The following is a 23,386-nucleotide window of genomic DNA, read 5'->3' as shown; positions in this document are numbered from 1 at the left end:
CAGTGCTGCGGGCCCGTTCCTCCGCGGTGTTCATGTCCTCTTGGTGGAGAGGACGTTCCGACCGCGCCGGGTGGTTGCGCTGATCAGTAGGGTGCGGCCCATGACACCTGCGGGTTCGGAGCTTCGTCGCACCCTCGGCCTGGGCGACGCCGTCGTCGTGGGGCTCGGTTCCATGATCGGCGCCGGGATCTTCGCCGCTCTGGCACCGGCGGCCCACGCCGCCGGCTCCGGTCTGCTCCTCGCCCTCGCCGCGGCAGCCGTCGTCGCCTACTGCAATGCCACGTCTTCGGCGCGGCTGGCCGCCCGGTATCCGGCCTCGGGCGGCACCTACGTCTACGGGCGTGAACGGCTCGGGGAGTTCTGGGGCTATCTCGCGGGCTGGTCCTTCATCGTCGGGAAGACGGCCTCCTGTGCTGCCATGGCGCTCACTGTGGGCGCGTACGTCTGGCCGGAGCAGGCGCACACCGTGGCGGTCGGCGCCGTGGTGGCGCTGACCGCGGTGAACTACGGCGGGATCCAGAAGTCCGCCTGGCTGACGCGGGTGATCGTGGCGGTGGTCCTCGCTGTCCTCGCTTCCGTGGTGGTGGTGTGTCTCGGGTCCGGGCGGTCCGACGCGGGACGGCTGGACATCGGCTTGTCGGGCGGAGCGGGCGGAGTCCTGCAGGCGGCCGGCCTGCTGTTCTTCGCGTTCGCGGGCTACGCGCGCATCGCGACCCTCGGTGAGGAGGTGCGGGACCCGCGGCGCACCATTCCGCGCGCGATCCCCCTGGCGCTGGGCCTCACCCTGGCGGTGTACGCGTGTGTCGCGGTGGCTGTCCTTTCCGTGCTGGGCCCGGCCGGTCTGGGGCAGGCGACGGCACCCCTGGCCGACGCGGTACGGGCGGCCGGCCTGCCGGGGCTGGTGCCCCTCGTGCGGGCCGGCGCCGCCGTGGCCGCGCTGGGCTCGCTGCTGGCGCTGATCCTGGGTGTTTCCCGGACGACGCTGGCCATGGCCCGGGACCGTCATCTGCCCCAGGCGCTGGCCGCGGTGCACCCGCGATTCCAGGTGCCGCACCGGGCGGAGCTGGCCGTGGGCGCGGTGGTCGCGGTCCTGGCGGCGACGGTGGACGTGCGTGGGGCGATCGGCTTCTCCTCCTTCGGTGTGCTGGCGTACTACGCGGTGGCCAACGCGTCGGCCTGGACGCTCGACCCGTCGAGGCTGTCGCGGGTCGTACCGGCGCTGGGGCTGATCGGGTGCGTGGTGCTCGCTTTCTCGCTTCCGGCGTTGTCGGTCGTCGTGGGTGTGGGGGTGCTGGCGGTGGGTGTGGTGGCGTACGGGGTGCGGGGGCAGCAGGTCCCGCGGTGAAGGGCGGCCGGGGTGTCCCGGTGGCTGCGCGTCGGTGCCTCCAGGCAGGTCCCGACGGGAGGGGCTCGGCCGGTCTGCCTCAGGACGCCTGTGCGGGCGACGTGCCGGTCGGGGCGGGCCGTCTTCCGGTGCGCAGGGGGAGAGCGGCCCACGGGGTCGGTTCCGGGCCCTCGTGGCCCTCCTCGTACCAGCCCGTGCCCTCGATCCACGTGTCCAACCAGTCGACGAGGCTCGGCGCGTCGACGTACCAGGCATGGTCGGCGTCGCCCGCGTTGGGCTCGAAGAGGAGGACGGTGGCCTCGGGGGAGCGGCAGTCGACGCACGCGTACATCGCGCAACCCCAGTGGGATATGGGCAGGACGCCCTCGGGCCAGGGCCAGTCGGGGTCCTTGGCACCGCCGTCCCGGTTGGCCAGGTACTGGGCCACGGCGGCGGGCTCGCCCGAGGGCGCGTTGTCGAGCAGCGGCAACAGGCCGTACTCCGGGCCGAATCCGCCGTCTCCTATGCGCAGGTACAGCTCGGCGAGCAGTACGGGGAGAGGAAAGCCCAGGGCGGCCTCGGCGCGGCCCGGCGCCTCCCCGTCCACGGGCGCGGGCAGGGAACCCCAGCCCCACGGTCGGGTGCTCCGCGCCTTGGCGGCCACCCGTTCCAGCAACTGCTCGCTCTCGGTCATGGATTCATGATGCAGACCGCCACTGACATCCGGGCGGGCCTGTGGACAACCCGGAAGCTGTGGACAACGAGGGCCGCGAGGGTCCGCGAACGGCCCCCTACCAACCGGTCCGCTGCGTCGTTGCCGCGGCGGTGAACGGCTGGTCCGTGCGCACGATCTCGCGCCCCAGCGGGAGCAGTGAGACGGGGATCAGCTTGAAGTTGGCGACGCCGAGCGGGATGCCGATGATCGTGACGCACAGCGCGATGCCGGTGACGATGTGGCCGAGGGCCAGCCACCAGCCGGCGAGGACGAGCCACAGCACGTTCCCGATGCAGGAGGGTGCTCCGGCGCCGCGCCGCTCGACCGTCGTGTATCCGAAGGGCCACAGGGCGTAGACGCCGATGCGGAAGGCCGCTATGCCGAAGGGGATGCCGATGATCGTGATGCAGAGGAGCGCGCCCGCGAGCAGGTAGCCGAGGAACAGCCAGAAGCCGCTGAGCACGAGCCAAATGACGTTGAGGATGGTCTTCACTGCTGACGACCTGCCATCTTTTCGAGTCGGGCGATTCGCTCCGCCATGGGCGGATGGGTGGAGAACATCTTCGAGAGCCCCTGCCCCGGGCGGAAGGGATTGGCGATCATCATGTGGCTGGCGGTCTCGAGCCGGGGCTCCGGGGGCAGCGGAAGCTGCTTGGTGCCGAGTTCCAGTTTCCGCAGGGCGCCGGCCAGGGCGATCGGGTCGCCGGTCAGCTGGGCGCCGGAGGCGTCGGCCTCGTACTCCCGGGAGCGGCTGATCGCCAGTTGGATGACGGTGGCGGCGAGCGGTCCGAGCAGCATGATGAGGAGCATGCCCAGCAGACCGGGTCCGTCATCGTCGTTGGACCGTCCTACGGGGATCAGCCAGGCGAAGTTGACCAGGAACATGATCACCGAGGCGAGGGCGCCGGCGACGGAGGAGATCAGGATGTCGCGGTTGTAGACATGGCTCAGTTCGTGCCCGATGACGCCGCGCAGTTCGCGCTCGTCCAGCAGGCGCATGATGCCCTCGGTGCAGCACACGGCCGCGTTGCGCGGGTTGCGGCCGGTCGCGAAGGCGTTCGGGGCGTCCGTCGGCGAGATGTACAGGCGGGGCATCGGCTGCCGGGCCTGGGTGGAGAGCTCGCGGACCATGCGGTACAGCGCCGGGGCCTCGAACTCGCTGACCGGGCGCGCGCGCATCGCGCGCAGGGCGAGCTTGTCGCTGTTCCAGTACGCGTACGCGTTGGTGCCCAGGGCGACGAGGACGGCGACGACGAGCCCCGCTCGGCCGAAGAAGCTGCCGATGACGATGATGAGCGCGGACAGTCCCCCGAGGAGTACTGCGGTCCTGAGCCCGTTGTGCCGGCGGTGCACGGTACGCCCTCCAAGTCGTGCAGCAGGGGAACCCTTTGCTTGCTGGTCTCGCTCGCTGTGGCTGCTTCCTGGTCTCCGGTGCCACCGGTGTCGTGGTGACACGTCCAGTGGACCCTTCCGTACTGGTCAACGCCAGGCGAGGGCCACCAGTTCCCCGGCGCCCGGCGCGGGGCGTGTGGTCCGTACGGGTGACGGCCGCGGTGGGCGGCACGCGCGGCTGCGTTCAGAAGAGCCCGCTGTCGGCGAAGCGCAGGATCAGCTGGGGTACTCCGGAGAGGGCGACGGCGAGGACCGCCGTCACGGTGATCGCGGCCGTGAGGGGGGCGGGGGCGCGGTGACCGGCGGTCGCGTCCTCGGGGGCGCGGAACAGCAGCGCGGTCCACTGAAGGTAGTAGAAGAGCGCGATCACGACGTTGACGGCCATGACGACGGCCAGCCAGCCGAGTCCGGCGTCGACGGCCGCGGAGAAGACCGTGACCTTGGCGAAGAGGCCGATGATGCCGGGCGGCAGTCCGGCGAGGCAGAGCAGGAAGAAGGCCAGAAGCAGCGCGGTGAGGGGGTTGGACGCGTACAGGCCGCGGTAGTCCGCCACGCGGTTCCGGGCTTTCGTGCGGCCGACGAGCGCGGCCACCGCGAAGGCGCCCAGGTTCACCGCGGCGTACATGAGGGCGTAGGCGACGGTGGAGCCGACGGAGTGTTCGGGGTCGTCGGAGTACGCGGCGGCGGCGATCGGCACCAGGAGGTAGCCGGCCTGGCCGACGGACGACCAGGCGAGCAGGCGTACCGCGCTGTACGCGCGCGTGGCCTGCTGCCGGAGGGCGCCGACGTTGCCGACCGTCATGGTGAGTGCGGCGAGTGCCGCGAGGGCGGGGCCCCAGACGTCGGCGTAGGACGGCAGGGCGACGACCGTGACCAGGATGAGGCCGGAGAAGCCGACCGCCTTGCCGATCACGGACAGGTAGGCCGCGATCGGCAGGGGGGCGCCGACATAGGTGTCGGGCACCCAGAAGTGGAAGGGGACGGCGGCCGTCTTGAAGGCGAAACCGACGAGGGTGAGGACGACGCCGGTCTGGGCGAGAGTGGTGAACTGCCCGTCGACGTTCTGGATGCGGTCGGCCACCTGGGTGAGGTAGAGGGTGCCGGTGGTGGCGTAGACGAAGCTGATGCCCATGAGGCTGACAGCGGTCGCGGTGACCGAGGACAGGAAGAACTTCAGGGCCGCTTCGGAGGACTTGCGGTCGCCCTGTCGGAGGCCGACGAGGGCGAAGGCGGGCAGCGAGGCGACCTCCAGGGCGACGATCAGGGTCGCGAGGTCGCGGGAGGCGGGCAGGAGGGCGGCGCCCGCCGCGGAGGACAGCAGCAGGAACCAGAACTCGCCCTCGGGCAGCCTCCGGTCGGCGTCCTTCACCGCGGTGACGGACAGGAGCGCGGTCAGCAGGGCGCCGCCCAGGACCAGGAACTGGATGGCGAGGGTGAAGGTGTCCGCGGTGTAGCTGCAGGCGCCGGGCTCGCCGGTCAGGCAGAACGTCGAGCGGTCGTCGTTGACGAGCGGCAGCAGCATGAGGGCGGAGGCGGCGAGTCCGGCGACCGAGATCCAGCCGAGCAGGCCTTTGCGGGCGTCCTTGACGAACAGGTCGGTGACGAGGACGGCGAGTCCCACGACCGCCGTGATGGTGGGCGGTGCGATGGCGAGCCAGTCGACGGACTGGACGAGGTTCTGGGCCGGGGGCTGCGCCAGGGCCGCCTCGGCGAGGGGCTGGGCCGAGGAGCTCATCGGGTGCCTCCTGAGAGGAGCTGCTGCACGGCCGGGTCGGTCAGCCCGAGGAGGGTCCTGGGCCACAGTCCGGCGACGACGGTGAGGGCGACGAGCGGCGTCCAGGCGGCGAACTCGTAGGTGCGCACGTCGGCGAGGCGGGGGGTGTCCCGGGGTACGGCGCCCATGCAGACGCGGCGGACCACGATCAGCATGTACGCGGCGGTCAGCAGGGTGCCGAAGGCGGCGATCGCCATGAAGGTGAGGAAGGCGGGGCGGCTGAGGTCGTCGTGCGGGTCGAAGGCGCCGAACAGGGCCAGCATCTCGCCCCAGAACCCGGCCAGGCCCGGCAGACCGAGCGAGGCGACCGCGGCGAAGGCGAGCAGTCCGCCGAGGCGCGGTGCCTTGCCGTACAGGGCGTGACCGGACTCCTCGGCGAGGGTGTCGAGGTCGGTCGTTCCGGTGCGGTCCTTGAGCGCGCCGACCACGAAGAAGAGCAGGCCGGTGATCAGGCCGTGGGCGATGTTCGCGAAGAGGGCTCCGTTGACGCCGGTCGGGGTCATGGTCGCGACGCCGAGCAGGACGAAGCCCATGTGGCCGACGGAGGAGTAGGCGATGAGGCGCTTGAGGTCGCCCTTCGCGCCTCTTCTGGCGAGGGCCAGGCAGGCCAGGGAGCCGTAGATGATGCCGACGACGGCGAAGGCGGCGAGGTAGGGCGCGAAGGTGCGGAAGCCGTCCGGTGCGACCGGGAGCAGGATGCGGATGAACCCGTACGTGCCCATCTTCAGCAGGACGCCGGCCAGCAGGACCGAGCCGACGGTCGGCGCGGCGGTGTGGGCGTCGGGCAGCCAGCTGTGCAGCGGCCACATCGGGGTCTTCACCGCGAGCCCGATCCCGATCGCCAGAACGGCGATGACCTGCACGGATGTGGTCAGCGAACGGCCGTTGTCAGTGGCGAGTGCCACCATGTCGAATGTGCCCGCCGTGATTCCGATCAGGAGCAGGCCGAGCAGCATGACGACGGAGCCGAGGAGCGTGAAGAGGATGAATTTCCAGGCGGCCCCGGCCCGTCCCTCGCCGCCCCAGCGGGAGATGAGGAAGTACATCGGGATGAGGACCATCTCGAAGGCGAGGAAGAAGAGGATCAGGTCGAGGACGGCGAAGGCCGCGAGGGTCCCGGACTCGAGAACGAGCAGCAGGGCGACGAACGCCTTCGGGCTCGGGCCTGAGGCCCGCGGCGTCGGCCGCTCGTGTCGCTGCTTGAAGTAGGAGTAGAGCGCGCAGAGGAAGGTCAGCAGCGCGGTCAGGACCAGCAGGGGGAGGGAGATGCCGTCGATGCCCAGGTGGATGCGTACGTCGAGTGCGGGGATCCAGCTGATGTCCGTGCTGGCCTGCATCTTCGACGGATGGTCGTGGTCGAAGCCGAGCACGAGGACGATCGCCGCGAGGAGGACGGCGCCGGTGACGGTGACACCGTGCCGGAGCACGGCCTGCTCGGGTGACTTCCCCTTCAGTCCGGGCGGGGCCGGCAGAAGGGCGGCGACGGCACCGAGGAGCGGGCCGACGACGAGGAACGCGAGAAGGACCTGCATCACGGACTCGTTGATATCGATCACGTCTGCTCACGCTCCCGTGGCGACGAGGACGGCGGCGACCGCGAGGACGACGGTGCCGGCGAGCAGCGCGCTCACATAGGTCTGCACATTGCCGGTCTGGGCACGTCGTACGGCGGCCCCGAGCAGGCGGGGCAGGACGCCCGCCGCGCGTACGTAGGTGTCGACGACCTCGCGGTCGAGGAACCGGACGAGGCTTGCGCCTGCCTGGACCGGGCGGACGAAGAGGGTCGTGTAGACCGCGTCCAGGTGGAAGCCCGCGGCCGCGTGCCGGTGCACCGGGCCCAACAGGAGCCGTCCCGGATCCGACGGGTCGGGCGCGGAGGCCAGGTCTCCGTAGGCGGCCCGGTGGGCGGCGATCGCCTCGGCCTCGACCAGGCCGGCGTCGCCCTCGGGGTGGGCCGCGACGGCACCCAGCGGCGTGCGGTCGGCGAGCGCCGTGGTGTGCCGCCAGGCGGCGTAGGTGATGACGCCGCCGACCAGGGCCACACCCGTGCCGAGCACGGAGGTGGTGAGGGTCGGGGTGAGGTCCTGGCCGTCGAACCAGTCGGGCAGCAGGCGAAAGGCGAGTCCGCCCAGCGCGAGTGAGGGGAGGGCGAGCACCCAGAGCACGGCGTTCATGACCAGCGGCTGCCTGCCGTGGTCGGGGGCCTCGGCGCCGCGGCCGCGGAAGGCCAGCAGCCACAGGCGGGTCGCGTAGGCGGCGGTGAGCAGGGCCGTGATCAGGCCGGCGACGAGCACGGTCCAGCCCGCGGCGCCGGGCGCGTGCGCGGTGTGACCGGTGGCGACGTGCTCCGCGGCGCCGAGGACCGACTCCTTGGAGAAGAAGCCACTGAAGGGCGGGATCGCGGCGAGCGCGAGCAGGGCCACGGTCATCGTCCAGTAGGCGTCGGGGACGCGGTCGCGCAGGTCCCGCATGCGGGACATGGCGGCCAGCGAGTTGGTTCCGGCGGCGTGGATGATCACCCCGGCGGCGAGGAACAGGAGCGCCTTGAAGGCGCCGTGGGACAGGAGGTGGAAGACGGCGGCACCCCGGTCGCCGGTGGCGAGGGCGCCGGTCATGTAGCCGAGCTGTCCGATCGTCGAGTAGGCCAGGACACGTTTGATGTCGTCCTGGGCGAGGGCGGCGAGCGCGGAGCCGACCATCGTGACGGCGGCCATGACGGCGAGGACGACCATCGCGGCCCGCGAGGCCTCGAAGAGCGGAAGGAGCCGGGCGACGAAGTACACGCCGGCGGCGACCATCGTCGCGGCGTGGATCAACGCGGAGACGGGCGTCGGGCCCGCCATCGCGTCCGGGAGCCAGGTGTGCAGCGGGAACTGCGCCGACTTGCCCGCGACACCGGCCAGGAGCAGCAGCGCGATCAGCGTCGGGTGGTCGAGCGAGCCGCTCGCGACCGCTCCGAGGATCTTGGTGATGCGGAAGGAGCCCGCCTCGGTGGCCAGCGCCAGCAGACCGATCAGGAAAGGGACGTCGCCGAGCTTGGTGACCAGGAAGGCCTTGAGGGAGGCGGCGCGCGCCTCCGGGGTCTCCCAGTAGTGGCCGACCAGGAAGTACGAGCAGATGCCCATGACTTCCCAGCCGACCAGCAGCACCATCAGGTCGCCGGAGTAGACGACGAGGAACATGGCGGAGGTGAACAGGGAGACGAGAGCGGCGTACGAGGCGTAGCGCGGGTCGTCGCGCAGGTAACCCGTGGAGTAGATCTGCACGCAGGTGGCGACGGTGCCGACCAGGACGGCCACGAGGGCGGCGAAGCCGTCGATGTGCAGGGCGAGTTCGACGGGGACCGAACCGGTGGGCGTCAGCTCGGTGACGGCATCGAGGGCGCGGCCACCGCCCTGATGAGCCGCGACGAGGGCGGCGAGGACGAGGGCCGCCAGCGTCGGCAGGACGGCGAGGGGACGGACGAATCCGGGGGCCGACCGGCCCAGGAGGAGAACGGCGGCTGCCCCGAGGAAGGGAAGGAGGGGGACGAGGACGGCGAGGGTGGTCGTGGTCACGCGGTGGCCTCAGCCTTCTCGGCGGCCGTCCCGGTCGCGGGGGTGTCGGTGTCGGGGCCGTCCGGCTCGTGGCCCTCGGCGGTGTCACGGAGCTGGTCGATGTCCGAGGTGCCGCGGTTGCGGTGGACGGCGAGGACGATCGCCAGGCCTATGCCGATCTCGGCGGCCGCGATGGCGATCGTGAACAGGGTCAGGGCCTGGCCGGAGTGCAGGGTCTCCTCCGCGGTCCTGCTGAGCCAGACGTCGAAGGCGACCAGGTTGAGGTTGACGGCGTTGAGCATCAGCTCGACGGACATCAGGACCAGGATCGCGTTGCGGCGGGCGAGGACGCCGTAGAGACCCGTGCAGAAGAGGAGGGCGGAGAGGACGGCGGGATAGGCGAGGTGCATCAGCGGGCACCGCCCGTCCGGGAGGTTCCGGGCCGGGATGTGCCTGGTTCGGAGGTGCCGGGCTCGCGGGTTCCCGGCTCGGGGGTTCCGGGCTGGGACCCTTCGTCGGCGCGGGCCGCCTTGGCCTTGCGGGACAGTACGATGGCGCCGACCAGGGCGGCGAGGAGGAGGACGGAGAGTGCTTCGAAGGGGAGAACCCAGTTCTGGAACAGGCTCGCCCCGGTGACGGCGGTGGAGCCCGCGGCCGGGCCGTCCAGGTCGATCCAGGTGGTGCGGAAGGCGTCGACGACGACCCACACCAGGGCCGCCGCGGAGGCCACGGCCACGGTGAGGGCGGCCCAGCGGTTGCCGGAGTCGGCGTCAGGCGACCGGCCGATGGGCGCCCTGGTGAGCATCAGCCCGAACAGGATGAGGACCACGACGGCACCGACGTAGATGAGGACCTGGACCCAGGCGATGAACTCTGCGGTGAGCAGCAGGTATTCGACGGCGAGGCCGCCGAGGGCCACCACCAGCCACAGGGCCGCGTGGACGAGTTGGCGGGTGGTCACGGTGACGACGGCTGCCGCGAGGGTGACCAGGCCGACGAGGAGGAAGGCGATCTCCACGCCGGTCGGGGACAGGAAGCCGTGGGATGCGGCGGCGAGGGTCATGTCCGGTCCTCCTGCCCGGGCTGGTCCGGCTGCCCGGGCTGGTCCGGCTGCCCGGGCTGGTCCGGCTGCTGCTGCGCGGCCAGTTTGTCGGCGGTCTTACGGGCGGCGGCGAGTTCCTTGGGCTCCTCCGAGCCGGGGTCCAGGGCGGGCGGGGCCGGCACGGTCCACATCCACTCGCGGAGCTTGTCGCGCTCGTGGGTGAGGTCGCGGATGTCGGTCTCCGCGTACTCGAACTCCGGGGACCAGAACAGGGCGTCGAAAGGACAGACCTCGATGCAGATGCCGCAGTACATGCACAGGGAGAAGTCGATGGCGAAGCGGTCGAGGACGTTGCGGCTGCGGTCACGTCCGCCGGGGGTGGCCGCGGGGACCGTCTCCTTGTGGGAGTCGATGTAGATGCACCAGTCGGGGCACTCACGGGCGCACAGCATGCAGACCGTGCAGTTCTCCTCGAACAGGCCGATCACGCCGCGGGTACGGGGCGGCAGCTCCGGCTGGGCGTCCGGGTACTGCTCGGTGACGGTCTTCCGCGTCATCGTGCGCAGCGTGACGGCCAGGCCCTTGGCCAGGCCGCTGCCGGGGACGGGGGCCATTACGCGATCACCACCTTGACGATGCCGGTGAGGGCGATCTGGGCGAGGGAGAGGGGGACGAGGAGCGTCCAGGACAGTTTCTGGAGCTGGTCCTCGCGCAGGCGCGGGTAGGTCACGCGGAGCCAGATCACGACGAAGGCGAGGACGGCCGCCTTGAGCAGGGTCCACACCCAGCCGAGTCCGTCGGCGCCCCAGGGACCGTGCCAGCCACCCAGGAAGAGGACGGTGGTCAGACCGCACAGGACGACGATTCCGGCGTACTCGGCCAGGAGGAACAGGGCGAAGCGCAGGCCGGTGTACTCGGTGTAGGCACCGAAGATGATCTCCGAGTCGGCGACGGGCATGTCGAACGGGGGCCGCTGCAGTTCGGCGAGCCCGGCGACGAAGAAGACGATCGCGCCGACGATCTGCCAGGGCAGCCACCACCACTCGAAGGCGTCGAGGATGCCGACGAGGGAGACCGTGCCGGCCGCCATGGCGACGGAGGCGGCGGTCAGCAGCATCGGGAGTTCGTAGGCGAGGAGTTGGGCGGCGGTGCGCAGTCCGCCCAGGAGGGAGAACTTGTTGGCCGACGACCAGCCGGCCATGAGCGAGCCGAGGATGCCCACGCCCATGACGGCGAGGACGAAGAAGACTCCCGCGTCGACGGCCTGCCCGACCGCGCCCTCTCCGGGCCCCACCGGGATGGCCAGGAGAACCAGGAGGTACGGCAGCAGGGCCACCGCCGGAGCGAGCTGGAAGATGCGGCGGTCCGCTTCGGCGGGGACCACGTCCTCCTTCTGCGCGAACTTCACGCCGTCCGCGACGAGCTGGGCCCAGCCGTGGAAGCCACCCGCGTACATCGGGCCCAGGCGGCCCTGCATGTGGGCCATCACCTTGTGCTCGGTCTGGCCGACTATCAAGGGGAACGCGAGGAAGACGACGAAGACGACCAGAAGGCGCAGGGTGACGTCGAGTGCGTCGTTCACTGCCGGCCTCCTGGGGGGTTGGGTGGGTTCGGGGGGTTACCGGGGGCGTCGGTGTCGCCCGGGGTGTCCGACTCCGCTTCCGGTGACTCGGAGGACGCCTCCGGCTCCTCTCCCGCCTCCGGCTCGCCCGCCGCCTCCGCATGGCCCGCCGCCTCCGGCTCGCCCGCCGCCTCCGGATCCCCCGCCGCGTCGGGCTCGTCGAACGCCGGGCGGGCGTGGTGCCACGGGGCGTCCGGGCTGCGCGGTGTCGAGGGCACCGGCTTCGGGGCGGGTTCCGCCGCGGGCGAGGAGGCGGTGTCGTCGCCGCCCTCGGAGGCGCCTGAGGAGGTGGTGTCGTCGCCGCCCTCGGGGGCGCTTCCGGATCCCGCGTCGTCCGGCTGCCCGGCGGGGGCGGCCTCCCGCTGGCTCGCCGAACCCTGCGACGCGCTCCGGCTGCGACGGGGGCCGGCGGTCCCGGCCGACCGGCCCGTCCCGCCCGGCCGCTCCCGCTGCGGGTCCGAGGCGACGTCGGTGCCGGGCGTCCGTCCGGTCGCCGGGGCACCGGTGTCGGTGACGTCTCCCTGCCCGGCAGTCGTGTCGGCGGTGGGCCCGTCCGCCGGACCGGCCGCTCGCTGGGAGGCGGAGCCCTGGCTCGCACTGCGCGACCGCCGCGGCGTCGGTGCGGGGCCAGGTGCGCTCGTCGGTGCGGGCGCCGGTGCCGTCGGCTCGTCGGCCGGGGAGGTCTGGGCGGCCGAGCCTTCGGCCGCCGTGCGGGAGCGGCGCGGCGCGGCCGGGGTCTCGGCGCCGGGAGCCGTCTGGCCGACGGAGCCCTCGGCGGCGGTACGGGTCCGGCGGGCCGGGCGTTCGCCTGCCCCGCGGACCGGGCGCTCCCCCGCCGCCCGGCCCGCACCGCGTGCCGGGCGGGCCGGAGCGGGCGGCAGCTGGCCCTTCAGCGGGCCCCACTCGTTGGGGTCGGGGACGCCCGGCGGCAGCATCTGACGGCGACGGGGACCGCCGTGCTCGGACTCGCCGGGCTCCTTGGCCCCGGGCCAGGCCTTGGCGACGCGTGCGGCGAGGACGAAGTCCTTTCGCAGCGGGTGGCCCTCGAAGCCCTCAGGAAGGAGCAGGTGGTCCAGCGCGGGGTGGTCCTCGAAGGCGACACCGAACATCTCGTGGGTCTCGCGCTCGTGCCAGGCCGCGCCCGCGTACACCCCGACGGCGCTGGGCAGGGCCGGGGCGTCGTGCGGGACGGTCGTGCGCAGCAGCAGCCTGCGTACCGGCCCCAGCGCCGCGACATGTGCCGCGACACGAAATCCGGTGCCCGGTTCGTCGACCGCGCTCAGCCAGTCGAAGTACGTACAGCCCAGCCGGTCGCGCGCCGTCTCCAGGGCGGTGATCCAGGAGGTGGGCGGCACGTCGACGGTCAGGAGGCCGTACGACTCCTCCGCCGAGGCGTCCGTGCCGAAGAGGTCCTCGACGCCTGCGGGCAGCCAGCCGACCGCCGTCATCGGCCTCGCCCCGCATCCGAGCCCGGGTCCGGGTCCGGATCCGAGTCCGGGCCTGGGGCCGGGGCCGGGCCCGAGTCCTGGTCCGGGGCCGGGTCCTGGGCCGAGTCCTGGTCCGGGGCCGGCGGTCGTACCAGGCCGCTCCGCAGCGCGGCCGTCGACGGCCGGGGCGAGACGCCGTACCGCTCCCCCAGGGACTCCCGCGCGATCTTCTCCTGGAGCTTGAGGATCCCCTGGAGCAGCGCCTCGGGGCGCGGCGGGCAGCCGGGGACGTAGACGTCGACGGGGATGATCTGGTCGACGCCCTTCGTCACGGAGTAGGAGTCCCAGTAGGGGCCGCCGCAGTTGGAGCAGGCGCCGAAGGAGATGACGTACTTCGGCTCGGGCATCTGCTCGTACAGGCGCTTGACGGCCGGAGCCATCTTGTCGGTCACCGTGCCCGAGACGACCATCAGGTCGGCCTGGCGGGGGCCGGGCGCGAACGGGATGACACCGAGCCGGATGAAGTCGTGGCGGGCCATCGACGCGGCGATGAACTCGATCGCGCAGCAGGCGAGGCCGAAGTTGAAGACCCAGAGCGAGTAGCGGCGGCCCCAGTTCAGGACGACCTTCATCGGCTCCGGGGCGAGGCGGGCGAGCGTGCCCAGCCTCTTGGGCTCGGGGAGCGGCACGGGTACGGGTTCGGCGGGGTTCACGTCCACGACAGGACGCCCTTCTTGTATGCGTACAACAGACCCACGGCGAGGAAGCCGAGGAAGATGAACATCTCCACGAGGGTCGTGGCCCCGTAACCAGGGTCGGCGAAGACCGTCGCCCAGGGGAAGAGGAAGATCGAGTCGACCGCGAAGATGACGTAGAGGAACGCGTAGACGTAGTAGCGGACCTGGGTGTGCGCCCAGCCCTCTCCGACGGGGTCGACGCCGCACTCGTACGTGAGCAGCTTCTCGGGCGTCGGGACCACCGGTCGCAGCAGTCGCCCGGCACCGAAGGCCACGGCGACGAAGAGCACCCCCACGACGGCGAGCAGGCCGACGACCGAGTAGGACTGGAAGTAGTCCGCGGCGAGCCCGACGGTCGCATCGGCGGTGGTCACGGCGCCGGCGGTCGCGTCACCCACGGTCGGTTCCGGCACGTGCGCCCCTCGCTCCCTGTCGTGAACCTCGTGAACGCTGCCGTTCGACGATCCGTACGCACGGGAGTCTAGAGCCTGATAAAGGGACGGTAAGCAGCCCGTCGCACCTTGAGACGCGGGGGTGGGGTTTTCCTCAGTGCATCCCGGCGGTCCACCTCATGGCGCGGCGCCGCCCCGCACGGCACGCTGACGTGTATGACCGAACGCCTCTCGACATCCAGTCTCGCCGGGACCACCGGCGCAGCGGCCGGCGACCGCCTGCCGCCGGCCCGTTTCGCCTACGACCGGCACACCTGGAAGGAGATCGCCCATCTGCTGGCGAATTTCCCGGCGGCGCTGCTCGGCTTCACCTACGTGGTGACGATGCTGTCCGTCGGCATCGGATTGACGGTCACGGTGATCGGGCTCCCGCTGCTGGCGGGCGGCCTGCTGGGCGCGCGGCAGCTGGGCAAGCTGGAGCGGGCGCGGGCCCGGGCGCTGCTCGGGGTGCGGGTGGACGAGCCGAGCCCGCTGCCGTTGCGGAGCGGGCGCGGCTTCTTCGCACAGTTGTGGATGTCGTTGAAGGACCCGGTGGGCTGGCGCACGGTCCTGTACGCGTTCATCCGGTTCCCCTGGGGCGTCGCCACTTTTCTCGTCACCCTGACGTCGTTGTTCGTGCTGTGGCCCGTGCTGCCGTTCGTCGCGCGGGGCCTGGCCAACGCCGACCGGGCGATGGTGCGCGGGCTGCTGTCCCCGTCCGACGAGCTGGAGCGGAGGATCGCCGAGCTGGAGTCGGACCGGGGGGTCGTGGTCGACACGGCCGCCGCCGACTTTCGGCGCATCGAGCGCGACCTGCACGACGGGGCACAGGCCCGGCTGGTCAACCTCGCCATGGGTCTCGGCCTGGCGAAGGAGAAGCTCCTGGAGGACCCCGACGCGGCGGCGGCCATGGTCGACGAGGCGCACGGCGAGGTGAAGCTGGCCCTGCAGGAGCTGCGGGATCTGGCTCGCGGCATCCATCCGGCCGTCCTGACCGACCGCGGTCTGGACGCGGCGCTCTCCTCGGTCGCCTCCCGCTGCACCGTGCCGGTCAAGGTGACCGCCGACCTGGCGGAGCGCCCCGCGGCCGCCATCGAGGGCATCGCCTACTTCACGGTCTCGGAGCTGCTCCAGAACGTGAGCAAGCACAGTGGGGCGAGTTCGGCCTCCGTGGAGGTGTGGCGGTCGTCCGACCGGCTGCTCATACAGGTGGAGGACAACGGCCACGGCGGCGCGCTCCTCGATGGTGGTACGGGGATGAAGGGCCTCGCCGACCGGCTGTCCGCCGTCGACGGTCTCTTCGTCGTGGACTCGCCGGAGGGTGGCCCGACCACGATCACGGCCGAGCTGCCGTGGCGGGACCGCACGGGAGCCGACCCGGCCGGCTCGCGCCCCAGGGGGTAGGGAAAACCCCACTCCGCAGACGCCGACGGGCTCCATGGGCCGTGGCGTCGCGGTCGAGGAGGGTGGAGTTACGACAGCACAGCCGTAGCGCGACGAGGAGAGGGACGGCACCGATGGCCACGGAATACGGACAGGGTTACGGGCTCGGGAACGGGTCCGGCTTCCCCGGGCACACCGGTGAGCGGCGCCACCGGCTGCCGGCGGGGCTGCGGGCACCGTTCGAGGCGCGCAGCTGGCGGGAGTTCGGCTACGTCCTGGTGGGCCTGCCGGTCGGCATCCTGCTCTTCACGTACGCCGTGACGATGGTGTCGCTGGGGGCGGGCCTGCTGGTGACGTTCCTGGGGGTGCCGGTGCTGGCGGCCGCCCTCGCCGGGTGCAGGGGTTTCGGGGCGATGGAGCGGGCGCGGGCCCGTGCCCTGCTGGGCCTGCGGGTGTCCGAGCCGGAGCCGCTGCGGCTGAAGAAGCAGGGCGCGATGGGCTGGATGGGCGCGGTGCTCAAGAGCGGCGCCTCCTGGCGGAGCCTGCTGTACGCGGTGCTGCAGTTCCCGTGGTCGGTGTTCTCGTTCGTCGTCGCCGTGAACGTCTGGGCGTTCGGGTGGGCGATGCTGACGTACCCGCTGTGGTTCTGGGTGTTCCCGATGTACGGGGGCCAGGACGGGCTCCAGCTGTACGGCGACGAGACGCACCAGGTCTACCTGGACAACCCCTTCGAGATCGCCGTGACCGCGCTGGTCGGTCTGCTGTTCACGCTGGCGACGCCGTGGCTGGTGCGGGCGCTGACGACGGTGGACCGGGTCATGGTGCACGGGCTGCTCGGACCGTCGCGGCTGGCGACGCGGGTCGTGGAGCTGGAGTCCGACCGGGGGGTCGTGGTCGACACGGCCGCCGCCGACCTGCGTCGCATCGAGCGCGACCTGCACGACGGGGCACAGGCCCGCCTGGTCAACCTCGCCATGGACCTGGGTCTGGCCAAGGAGAAGCTGAAGGAGGACCCCCGGGCCGCGGCCGTCATGGTGGGCGAGGCGCACGGCGAGGTGAAGACGGCGCTCCAGGAGCTGCGGGATCTGGCCCGGGGCATCCACCCCGCGGTGCTGACCGACCGCGGTCTGGACGCGGCGCTCTCCTCGGTGGCCTCGCGCTGCACCGTGCCGGTGCGGGTGGAGGTCGACCTGGCGGAGCGGCCGGCCTCGGCGATCGAGGGCATCGCCTACTTCACCGTCTCGGAGCTGCTCCAGAACGTCAGCAAGCACTCGCGGGCCACGTCGGCCGCCGTGGAGGTGTGGCGGGTGGAGAACCGGCTGATGCTCCAGGTCGTCGACAACGGCGTGGGCGGGGCCGACGCGTCGGCCGGGTCCGGGCTGGCCGGTCTGGCGGAGCGGCTCGACGCGGTGGACGGGATCCTCGTGGTGGACTCGCCGGCCGGAGGCCCGACACGGATCACGGCGGAGCTGCCCTGGCGGAACGAGCCGCTCACCGGCTGACCGGCACAGCGGCGGCCCTCCGGTGCCGCGACGGGGACCGCCCGTCGAGAACCGGCCATCGAGTGGCCGAACCCGGACCGATACCGGAACCCATACGGGACCGATACCCGGGACTTCCCGTTCTCTTCCCGTTGCCCTGGGGCATCCGGCCTCCGATGCTGGGATGCTGGACCTGTCGCACGGACGGTTCGTGGACGCGGCGCGTGCCGCGCGGGCCGTGAGGTGCACGGGGCTGTGGGGGGCCGAGGATCGTGGAGGACAGGGTGCGGGTGGTCATCGCCGAGGATTCAGTGCTGCTCCGAGAGGGGCTGACCCGGTTGCTGACCGACCGCGGGCACGAGGTCGTGGCCGGTGTCGGCGACGGTGAGGCGCTGGTCAAGACCATCACCGAGCTGGACGCCCAGGGCGAACTGCCGGACGTCGTGGTGGCGGACGTACGGATGCCGCCCACGCACACCGACGAGGGGGTGCGGGCCTCGGTGCGGCTGCGCAAGGCGCATCCCGGTCTCGGCGTGCTGGTGCTGTCGCAGTACGTGGAGGAGCGCTACGCGACGGAGTTGCTGGCCGGTTCCAGTCGAGGCGTCGGCTATCTGCTCAAGGACCGGGTGGCCGAGGTGCGGGAGTTCGTGGACGCGGTGGTGCGCGTGGCGCAGGGCGGTACGGCGCTGGACCCGGAGGTGGTCGCGCAGCTGCTCGGGCGCAGCCGCAAGCAGGACGTCCTCGCCGGGCTCACCCCGCGTGAGCGGGAGGTGCTGGGACTCATGGCCGAGGGACGGACGAACTCGGCGATCGCCCGGCAGCTCGTCGTGAGCGACGGGGCCGTCGAGAAGCACGTCAGCAACATCTTCATGAAGCTGGGGCTGTCCCCGAGCGACGGTGATCACCGCAGGGTGCTCGCGGTGCTGACGTATCTCAACTCCTGACACCGGCGGCCCACGCCTCGGAAGCACCGGTCCGGTCCGTGGTGCGGACGCTCGGCGGACGTTCAGCGGATGCTCAGCGGACACTCATCCGGACGAATGAGAATCCGGAGGACGGGCGGGGTGCGTCCGTACCCGTGTCGGCGGGCCCGAACGCCTTGGTATTCCGGGGCTGTGGGCCATCTCGAAGTCGTGTCCATCATGCGAATGTCCACCGGAAGTCACGGCGCGCGGACGTAGGGTTGATCCTGGGACGGTCGGTGGGAGACCAGTCCCCGGACAGCCGTCCCGAGGGAGGTCCAGTTAAGTGACCAGCCAGGTCAGCAGCCCAGCGGAGCAGGCAGACGGAACCGACGAGACCGTCGTGGGAGCGCAGCGCAAACCGGTCGGGGCGAAGGATGTCCGCCGGCTGGACCGGGTGATCATCAGGTTCGCGGGGGACTCCGGCGACGGGATGCAGCTCACCGGTGACCGTTTCACCTCGGAGACGGCGTCGTTCGGCAACGACCTGTCGACGCTGCCGAACTTCCCGGCCGAGATCCGGGCGCCCGCCGGCACCCTGCCGGGCGTCTCCTCCTTCCAGCTGCACTTCGCCGACCACGACATCCTCACGCCGGGCGACGCCCCCAACGTGCTGGTGGCGATGAACCCCGCGGCGTTGAAGGCGAACGTGGGCGACCTGCCGCGCGGCGCCGAGATCATCGTCAACACGGACGAGTTCACCAGGCGGGCGATGCAGAAGGTCGGCTACGACACCTCTCCGCTGGAGGACGGTTCCCTCGACGGCTATCACCTGCATCCGGTGCCGTTGACCACGCTGACCGTCGAGGCGCTCACGGAGTTCGACCTCAGCCGCAAGGAGGCCGAGCGCAGCAAGAACATGTTCGCGCTCGGGCTGCTGAGCTGGATGTACCACCGGCCCACCGAGGGCACGGAGAAGTTCCTGAAGTCGAAGTTCGCGAAGAAGCCCGACATCGCGGCCGCCAACATCGCGGCCTACCGCGCGGGCTGGAACTTCGGTGAGACCACGGAGGACTTCGCGGTCTCCTACGAGGTGGCACCGGCGGCGTCGGCGTTCCCGCCCGGCACCTACCGCAACATCTCCGGGAACCTGGCCCTGGCCTACGGCCTGATCGCCGCGTCCCGGCAGGCGGACCTGCCGCTCTTCCTGGGCTCGTACCCGATCACCCCGGCCTCGGACATCCTGCACGAGCTGAGCCGCCACAAGAACTTCGGTGTGCGCACCTTCCAGGCGGAGGACGAGATCGCCGGGATCGGCGCGGCGCTCGGCGCGGCCTTCGGCGGCTCGCTGGCCGTGACGACGACGAGCGGCCCGGGGGTGGCGCTCAAGAGCGAGACGATCGGGCTCGCGGTGAGTCTGGAGCTGCCGCTGCTGGTGGTGGACATCCAGCGCGGCGGTCCCTCCACCGGTCTGCCGACCAAGACGGAGCAGGCCGACCTGCTGCAGGCGATGTACGGGCGCAACGGCGAGGCACCGGTCCCAGTCGTCGCTCCGCGCACTCCGGCCGACTGTTTCGACGCCGCCCTGGAGGCGGCACGGATCGCGCTGACGTACCGGACTCCGGTCTTCCTGCTCTCCGACGGCTACCTGGCCAACGGCTCCGAACCGTGGCGGATCCCCGAGCCGGACGAGTTGCCGGACCTGGCCGTGCGGTTCGCACAGGGTCCCAACCACACCCTGGACGACGGCACCGAGGTGTTCTGGCCGTACAAGCGCGACCCGCAGACCCTCGCCCGCCCCTGGGCGGTGCCGGGCACACCGGGGCTCGAGCACCGGATCGGCGGCATCGAGAAGCAGGACGGCACCGGGAACATCTCCTACGACCCGGCCAACCACGACTACATGGTCCGCACCCGGCAGGCCAAGGTGGACGGCGTCGACGTCCCCGACCTGGAGGTCGACGACCCGGACGGCGCGCGGACGCTGGTGCTGGGCTGGGGCTCGACGTACGGGCCCATCACCGCCGCCGTGCGCCGGCTGCGTACGGCCGGGGAGCAGGTCGCCCAGGCCCACCTGCGGCATCTCAACCCCTTCCCGCCCAACGTCGGCGCCGTGCTCGGGCGGTACGACAAGGTGGTGGTCCCCGAGATGAACCTCGGTCAGCTCGCCACCCTGATCCGGGCGACGTACCTGGTCGACGCCCAGTCGTACAACCAGGTCAACGGCATGCCGTTCAAGGCGGAACAGCTCGCCACGGTCCTGAAGGAGGCCATCGATGGCTGACGCCAACGCACTGCTCCAGCTCGTCCCCAAGGCCGAGGGCAAGCAGTCCATGAAGGACTTCAAGTCCGATCAGGAAGTGCGCTGGTGTCCCGGCTGCGGCGACTACGCGATCCTGGCCGCCGTGCAGGGCTTCATGCCCCAGCTCGGGCTGGCGAAGGAGAACATCGTCTTCGTCTCCGGCATCGGCTGCTCCTCCCGTTTCCCGTACTACATGAACACCTACGGGATGCACTCCATCCACGGCCGCGCCCCCGCCATCGCCACCGGGCTCGCCTCCTCCCGGCGCGACCTGTCGGTCTGGGTCGTCACCGGGGACGGCGACGCGCTCTCCATCGGCGGCAACCACCTCATCCACGCGCTGCGCCGCAACGTCAATCTCAAGATCCTGCTGTTCAACAACCGGATCTACGGCCTGACGAAGGGCCAGTACTCCCCGACCTCCGAGGTCGGGAAGATCACCAAGTCGACCCCGATGGGTTCGCTGGACGCGCCCTTCAACCCGGTCTCGCTGGCCCTCGGCGCGGAGGCGTCCTTCGTCGCGCGGACGGTCGACTCGGACCGCAAGCACCTGACCGAGGTGCTGCGCCAGGCCGCCGAGCACCCGGGCACGGCCCTGATCGAGATCTACCAGAACTGCAACATCTTCAACGACGGCGCCTTCGAGGCCCTCAAGGACAGGGAACAGGCCGAGGAGGCGGTGATCCGTCTGGAGCACGGGCAGCCGATCCGCTTCGGCGCCGACGGTGCCAAGGGTGTCGTACGGGACCCGAGGACCGGTGACCTGGAGATCGTCACGGTCACCGCGGACAACGAGGCGGACATCCTGGTCCACGACGCCCACGCCGCGTCCCCGACCACGGCGTTCGCGCTCTCCCGCCTCGCCGACCCGGACACCCTGCACCACACCCCGATCGGCGTCCTGCGCTCGGTCGGGCGACCGGTCTACGACACGCTCATGTCCGAGCAGCTGGACACCGCCGTCGAGCAGAACGGCAAGGGCGACCTCGCCGCGCTGCTGGCCGGCAACGACACGTGGACGGTCGTCGGCTGACGAGACCGCCGTTCACCGCACGCGTGTTCAAGGCGCACGGGAGGGGCCCGGACGACTGTCGTCCGGGCCCCTCCCGCTTACCCAAGGGTAAGTACCTTACTTCAAAGTGGGCACTTTCCTTTGGTTAGCGCAGCTTTTAGGGTTAGTGACAACGCACCCCCACAAGGAGCACTGAAACCATGAGCATCGTCGTCACCGGAGCCACCGGACACCTCGGCCGCCACGTCGTGCGGCAGCTGCTGGAGAAGGTGCCGGCCGACCAGGTCACCGCGGTCGTCCGGGACCGCGACAAGGCCGCCGACCTCTCCGCCCTCGGGGTACGGCTCGCGGTCGCCGACTACAACTCCCCCGAGACCTTCGACGCCCTGTTCGCGGCCGGCGACCGGGTCCTGCTGATCTCCGGCAACGAGTTCGACAAGGGCCGCGTACGGCAGCACACGGTCGTGATCGAGGCGGCGAGGAAGGCCGGCGTCGCCCTGCTCGCCTACACCAGCGCCCCCAGCAGCCTCAAGGCCACGCTCGCCGACGACCACCGCGCCACCGAGGAGGTGCTGGTCGGCTCGGGCGTGCCGTACACGCTGCTGCGCAACGGCTGGTACCACGAGAACTACACCGAGCAGCTCACCCCGGCCCTGGAGCACGGCGCCGTCGTCCAGGCGGCCGGCGAGGGCCGGGTCTCCTCCGCCTCCCGCGCCGACTACGCGGCCGCCGCCGTCGCCGTACTGACCGGCGAGGGCCACGAGAACACCGCGTACGAGCTGGGCGGCGACGAGGCCTGGAGCTTCGCCGAGTACGCCGCCGAGCTGAGCCGGCAGACGGGCAAGGAGATCGTCTACAACCCCGTCTCCACCGAGGCCTACACCGGCATCCTGACCGGCGCCGGGGTGCCCGGACCGCTCGCGGACGTCTTCGCGGGCGTGGACGCCGCCATCGCCAAGGGCGAGCTGGTCGTCTCGACCGGTGACCTGTCCCGGCTGGCCGGCCGCCCGACGACACCGCTGGCCGAGGCCGTCGCCGCCGCGCTCAAGGGCTGACCCTCACACCCCCCGGACTCCGTCCCGTACCGGCTCCACCCCGCCTGTCATGACCGTATTGCGATACGGGCATGACAGGCGGCCGGGTGCGGCGCTACCTTCGTCCTGGCATGCCTCCCCGTCCCCGGCATGCCGTGTGCGAGAAGGAGGTGCCCGTGGCCGGGTCGTCCAGGAGTGAGCAGCGAGTAGGCCTGCTGAACGGCTTCGCGGCGTACGGGATGTGGGGGCTCGTCCCGCTGTTCTGGCCGCTGCTCAAGCCCGCCGGGGCCGGGGAGATCCTCGCCCACCGGATGGTGTGGTCCCTCGCCTTCGTCGCCGTCGCCCTGCTCTTCGTACGGCGCTGGGCCTGGGCCGGCGAGCTGCTGCGGCAGCCGCGCAGGCTCGCCCTGGTCGCGGTGGCCGCCGCGGTCATCACCGTCAACTGGGGCGTCTACATCTGGGCCGTGAACAGCGGCCATGTCGTCGAGGCCTCGCTCGGGTACTTCATCAACCCGCTGGTCACCATCGCGATGGGCGTGCTGCTGCTCAAGGAGCGGCTGCGGCCCGCGCAGTGGGCGGCGGTCGGCACCGGCTTCGCGGCCGTGCTCGTGCTCGCCGTCGGCTACGGCCAGCCGCCGTGGATCTCGCTCTGCCTCGCCTTCTCCTTCGCCACGTACGGACTGGTGAAGAAGAAGGTCAACCTCGGCGGGGTCGAGTCGCTGGCCGCCGAGACGGCGATCCAGTTCCTGCCGGCGCTCGGCTACCTGCTGTGGCTGGGCGCGCAGGGCGAGTCGACCTTCACCACGGAGGGCGCCGGGCACTCGGCCCTGCTCGCCGCGACCGGCGTCGTCACGGCGATCCCGCTGGTCTGCTTCGGCGCGGCGGCGATCCGCGTGCCGCTGTCCACACTGGGGCTGCTGCAGTACCTGGCACCGGTCTTCCAGTTCCTGCTCGGCATCCTGTACTTCGGCGAGGCCATGCCGCCCGAGCGCTGGGCCGGCTTCGGGCTGGTCTGGCTGGCGCTGACGCTGCTCACCTGGGACGCGTTGCGCACCGCCCGCCGGACCGCGCGGGCGCTGAGGGACCAACTGGACCGGGCGGGCACGGGCGTACCGCCGCTCAAGGAGGCCGCCGCCGCGCGGGAACCGGGGGTCGTGGCCTCCGGGACTCCGGTGCCGGGCTCCAGCGACGCGCCGGGCCCACCGCAGCAGCCGCAGGCGCAGGCGCAGCCCGGCACCAGAGCCGGGAAGCCGTAGCGGCCCCTTCGTACGCT

Annotated in this window: 21 protein-coding genes; 8 read left to right on the top strand and 13 right to left on the bottom strand. The window is 71.6% G+C overall.

Annotated features, from left to right (window positions below; translation table 11 throughout):
• The first annotated feature begins 100 nt into the window (after nucleotides 1-100).
• Nucleotides 101-1,345, top strand: coding sequence for an APC family permease (locus tag C4J65_RS20230; RefSeq protein ID WP_115743669.1), 1,245 nt, complete (start codon nucleotides 101-103; stop codon nucleotides 1,343-1,345).
• Between the two features lie 79 nt (nucleotides 1,346-1,424).
• On the opposite strand, the gene C4J65_RS20225 is transcribed toward C4J65_RS20230, so the two are convergent.
• The 13 genes from C4J65_RS20225 to C4J65_RS20165 form a co-directional block, all read right to left on the bottom strand.
• On the bottom strand, nucleotides 1,425-2,018 hold the full coding sequence (locus C4J65_RS20225; RefSeq protein WP_115743668.1) for an SMI1/KNR4 family protein: 594 nt from the start codon (nucleotides 2,016-2,018) through the stop codon (nucleotides 1,425-1,427).
• Nucleotides 2,019-2,115: 97 nt separating this feature from the next.
• Nucleotides 2,116-2,532: a YccF domain-containing protein gene (locus C4J65_RS20220; protein ID WP_115743667.1), complete on the bottom strand. Its 417-nt coding sequence runs from the start codon at nucleotides 2,530-2,532 to the stop codon at nucleotides 2,116-2,118.
• A complete protein-coding gene (gene htpX / locus C4J65_RS20215; protein ID WP_115743666.1) occupies nucleotides 2,529-3,392 on the bottom strand; it encodes a zinc metalloprotease HtpX in 864 nt (287 codons plus the stop codon). Before htpX ends, C4J65_RS20220 begins: the two co-directional genes overlap by 4 nt.
• A gap of 223 nt (nucleotides 3,393-3,615) precedes the next feature.
• The gene (locus C4J65_RS20210; protein ID WP_115743665.1) at nucleotides 3,616-5,166 is read right to left on the bottom strand and encodes an NADH-quinone oxidoreductase subunit N; all 1,551 of its coding nucleotides are present in this window, start codon (nucleotides 5,164-5,166) and stop codon (nucleotides 3,616-3,618) included.
• Nucleotides 5,163-6,761, bottom strand: a complete 1,599-nt coding sequence (locus tag C4J65_RS20205) for an NADH-quinone oxidoreductase subunit M (RefSeq protein WP_115743664.1) — start codon at nucleotides 6,759-6,761, stop codon at nucleotides 5,163-5,165. The genes C4J65_RS20210 and C4J65_RS20205 overlap by 4 nt, the downstream gene beginning before the upstream one ends.
• 6 nt (nucleotides 6,762-6,767) lie before the next feature.
• Nucleotides 6,768-8,762 carry an NADH-quinone oxidoreductase subunit L gene (locus C4J65_RS20200; protein WP_115743663.1) on the bottom strand — a complete coding sequence of 665 codons (1,995 nt, stop codon included), beginning with the start codon at nucleotides 8,760-8,762 and terminating at the stop codon, nucleotides 6,768-6,770.
• Entirely contained in the window at nucleotides 8,759-9,151 is a 393-nt protein-coding gene (gene nuoK, locus C4J65_RS20195; RefSeq protein ID WP_115743662.1) for an NADH-quinone oxidoreductase subunit NuoK, read from the bottom strand. Before nuoK ends, C4J65_RS20200 begins: the two co-directional genes overlap by 4 nt.
• Entirely contained in the window at nucleotides 9,151-9,804 is a 654-nt protein-coding gene (locus tag C4J65_RS20190; protein WP_115743661.1) for an NADH-quinone oxidoreductase subunit J, read from the bottom strand. The genes nuoK and C4J65_RS20190 overlap by 1 nt, the downstream gene beginning before the upstream one ends.
• Nucleotides 9,801-10,397, bottom strand: coding sequence for an NADH-quinone oxidoreductase subunit I (locus tag C4J65_RS20185; protein WP_115743660.1), 597 nt, complete (start codon nucleotides 10,395-10,397; stop codon nucleotides 9,801-9,803). Before C4J65_RS20185 ends, C4J65_RS20190 begins: the two co-directional genes overlap by 4 nt.
• Nucleotides 10,397-11,365: a complex I subunit 1 family protein gene (locus C4J65_RS20180; RefSeq protein WP_115743659.1), complete on the bottom strand. Its 969-nt coding sequence runs from the start codon at nucleotides 11,363-11,365 to the stop codon at nucleotides 10,397-10,399. Before C4J65_RS20180 ends, C4J65_RS20185 begins: the two co-directional genes overlap by 1 nt.
• Nucleotides 11,362-12,852, bottom strand: a complete 1,491-nt coding sequence (locus C4J65_RS20175; RefSeq protein ID WP_115743658.1) for an NADH-quinone oxidoreductase subunit C — start codon at nucleotides 12,850-12,852, stop codon at nucleotides 11,362-11,364. Before C4J65_RS20175 ends, C4J65_RS20180 begins: the two co-directional genes overlap by 4 nt.
• The gene (locus C4J65_RS20170; protein ID WP_115743657.1) at nucleotides 12,849-13,550 is read right to left on the bottom strand and encodes an NADH-quinone oxidoreductase subunit B; all 702 of its coding nucleotides are present in this window, start codon (nucleotides 13,548-13,550) and stop codon (nucleotides 12,849-12,851) included. Before C4J65_RS20170 ends, C4J65_RS20175 begins: the two co-directional genes overlap by 4 nt.
• A complete protein-coding gene (locus tag C4J65_RS20165) occupies nucleotides 13,541-13,981 on the bottom strand; it encodes an NADH-quinone oxidoreductase subunit A (RefSeq protein WP_059299971.1) in 441 nt (146 codons plus the stop codon). Before C4J65_RS20165 ends, C4J65_RS20170 begins: the two co-directional genes overlap by 10 nt.
• Before the next feature lie 195 nt (nucleotides 13,982-14,176).
• Between C4J65_RS20165 and C4J65_RS20160 the strand changes: the two genes are divergently transcribed.
• From C4J65_RS20160 to rarD, 7 genes are all read left to right on the top strand, one after another.
• Nucleotides 14,177-15,403, top strand: coding sequence for a sensor domain-containing protein (locus tag C4J65_RS20160; protein WP_115743656.1), 1,227 nt, complete (start codon nucleotides 14,177-14,179; stop codon nucleotides 15,401-15,403).
• Nucleotides 15,404-15,516: 113 nt separating this feature from the next.
• Nucleotides 15,517-16,884, top strand: a complete 1,368-nt coding sequence (locus tag C4J65_RS20155; RefSeq protein ID WP_115743655.1) for a sensor histidine kinase — start codon at nucleotides 15,517-15,519, stop codon at nucleotides 16,882-16,884.
• 263 nt (nucleotides 16,885-17,147) lie between these two features.
• Nucleotides 17,148-17,807: a response regulator transcription factor gene (locus C4J65_RS20150; RefSeq protein WP_275898184.1), complete on the top strand. Its 660-nt coding sequence runs from the start codon at nucleotides 17,148-17,150 to the stop codon at nucleotides 17,805-17,807.
• A 304-nt stretch (nucleotides 17,808-18,111) separates the two neighbouring features.
• Nucleotides 18,112-20,049: a 2-oxoacid:acceptor oxidoreductase subunit alpha gene (locus C4J65_RS20145; RefSeq protein WP_115743654.1), complete on the top strand. Its 1,938-nt coding sequence runs from the start codon at nucleotides 18,112-18,114 to the stop codon at nucleotides 20,047-20,049.
• Nucleotides 20,042-21,100 (top strand): 2-oxoacid:ferredoxin oxidoreductase subunit beta, encoded by a 1,059-nt coding sequence (locus C4J65_RS20140; protein ID WP_115743653.1) that lies wholly within the window; start codon nucleotides 20,042-20,044, stop codon nucleotides 21,098-21,100. The genes C4J65_RS20145 and C4J65_RS20140 overlap by 8 nt, the downstream gene beginning before the upstream one ends.
• A gap of 179 nt (nucleotides 21,101-21,279) precedes the next feature.
• On the top strand, nucleotides 21,280-22,134 hold the full coding sequence (locus C4J65_RS20135; protein ID WP_115743652.1) for an SDR family oxidoreductase: 855 nt from the start codon (nucleotides 21,280-21,282) through the stop codon (nucleotides 22,132-22,134).
• A 155-nt stretch (nucleotides 22,135-22,289) separates the two neighbouring features.
• Nucleotides 22,290-23,369 (top strand): EamA family transporter RarD, encoded by a 1,080-nt coding sequence (gene rarD, locus C4J65_RS20130; RefSeq protein WP_115743651.1) that lies wholly within the window; start codon nucleotides 22,290-22,292, stop codon nucleotides 23,367-23,369.
• Nucleotides 23,370-23,386: the final 17 nt, after the last annotated feature.

This window comes from Streptomyces sp. CB09001, assembly GCF_003369795.1.
Lineage (GTDB): Bacteria > Actinomycetota > Actinomycetes > Streptomycetales > Streptomycetaceae > Streptomyces.
The sequence above is the reverse complement of the archived record's forward strand: the minus strand, read 5'-3'. Positions and strand labels throughout refer to the sequence as shown.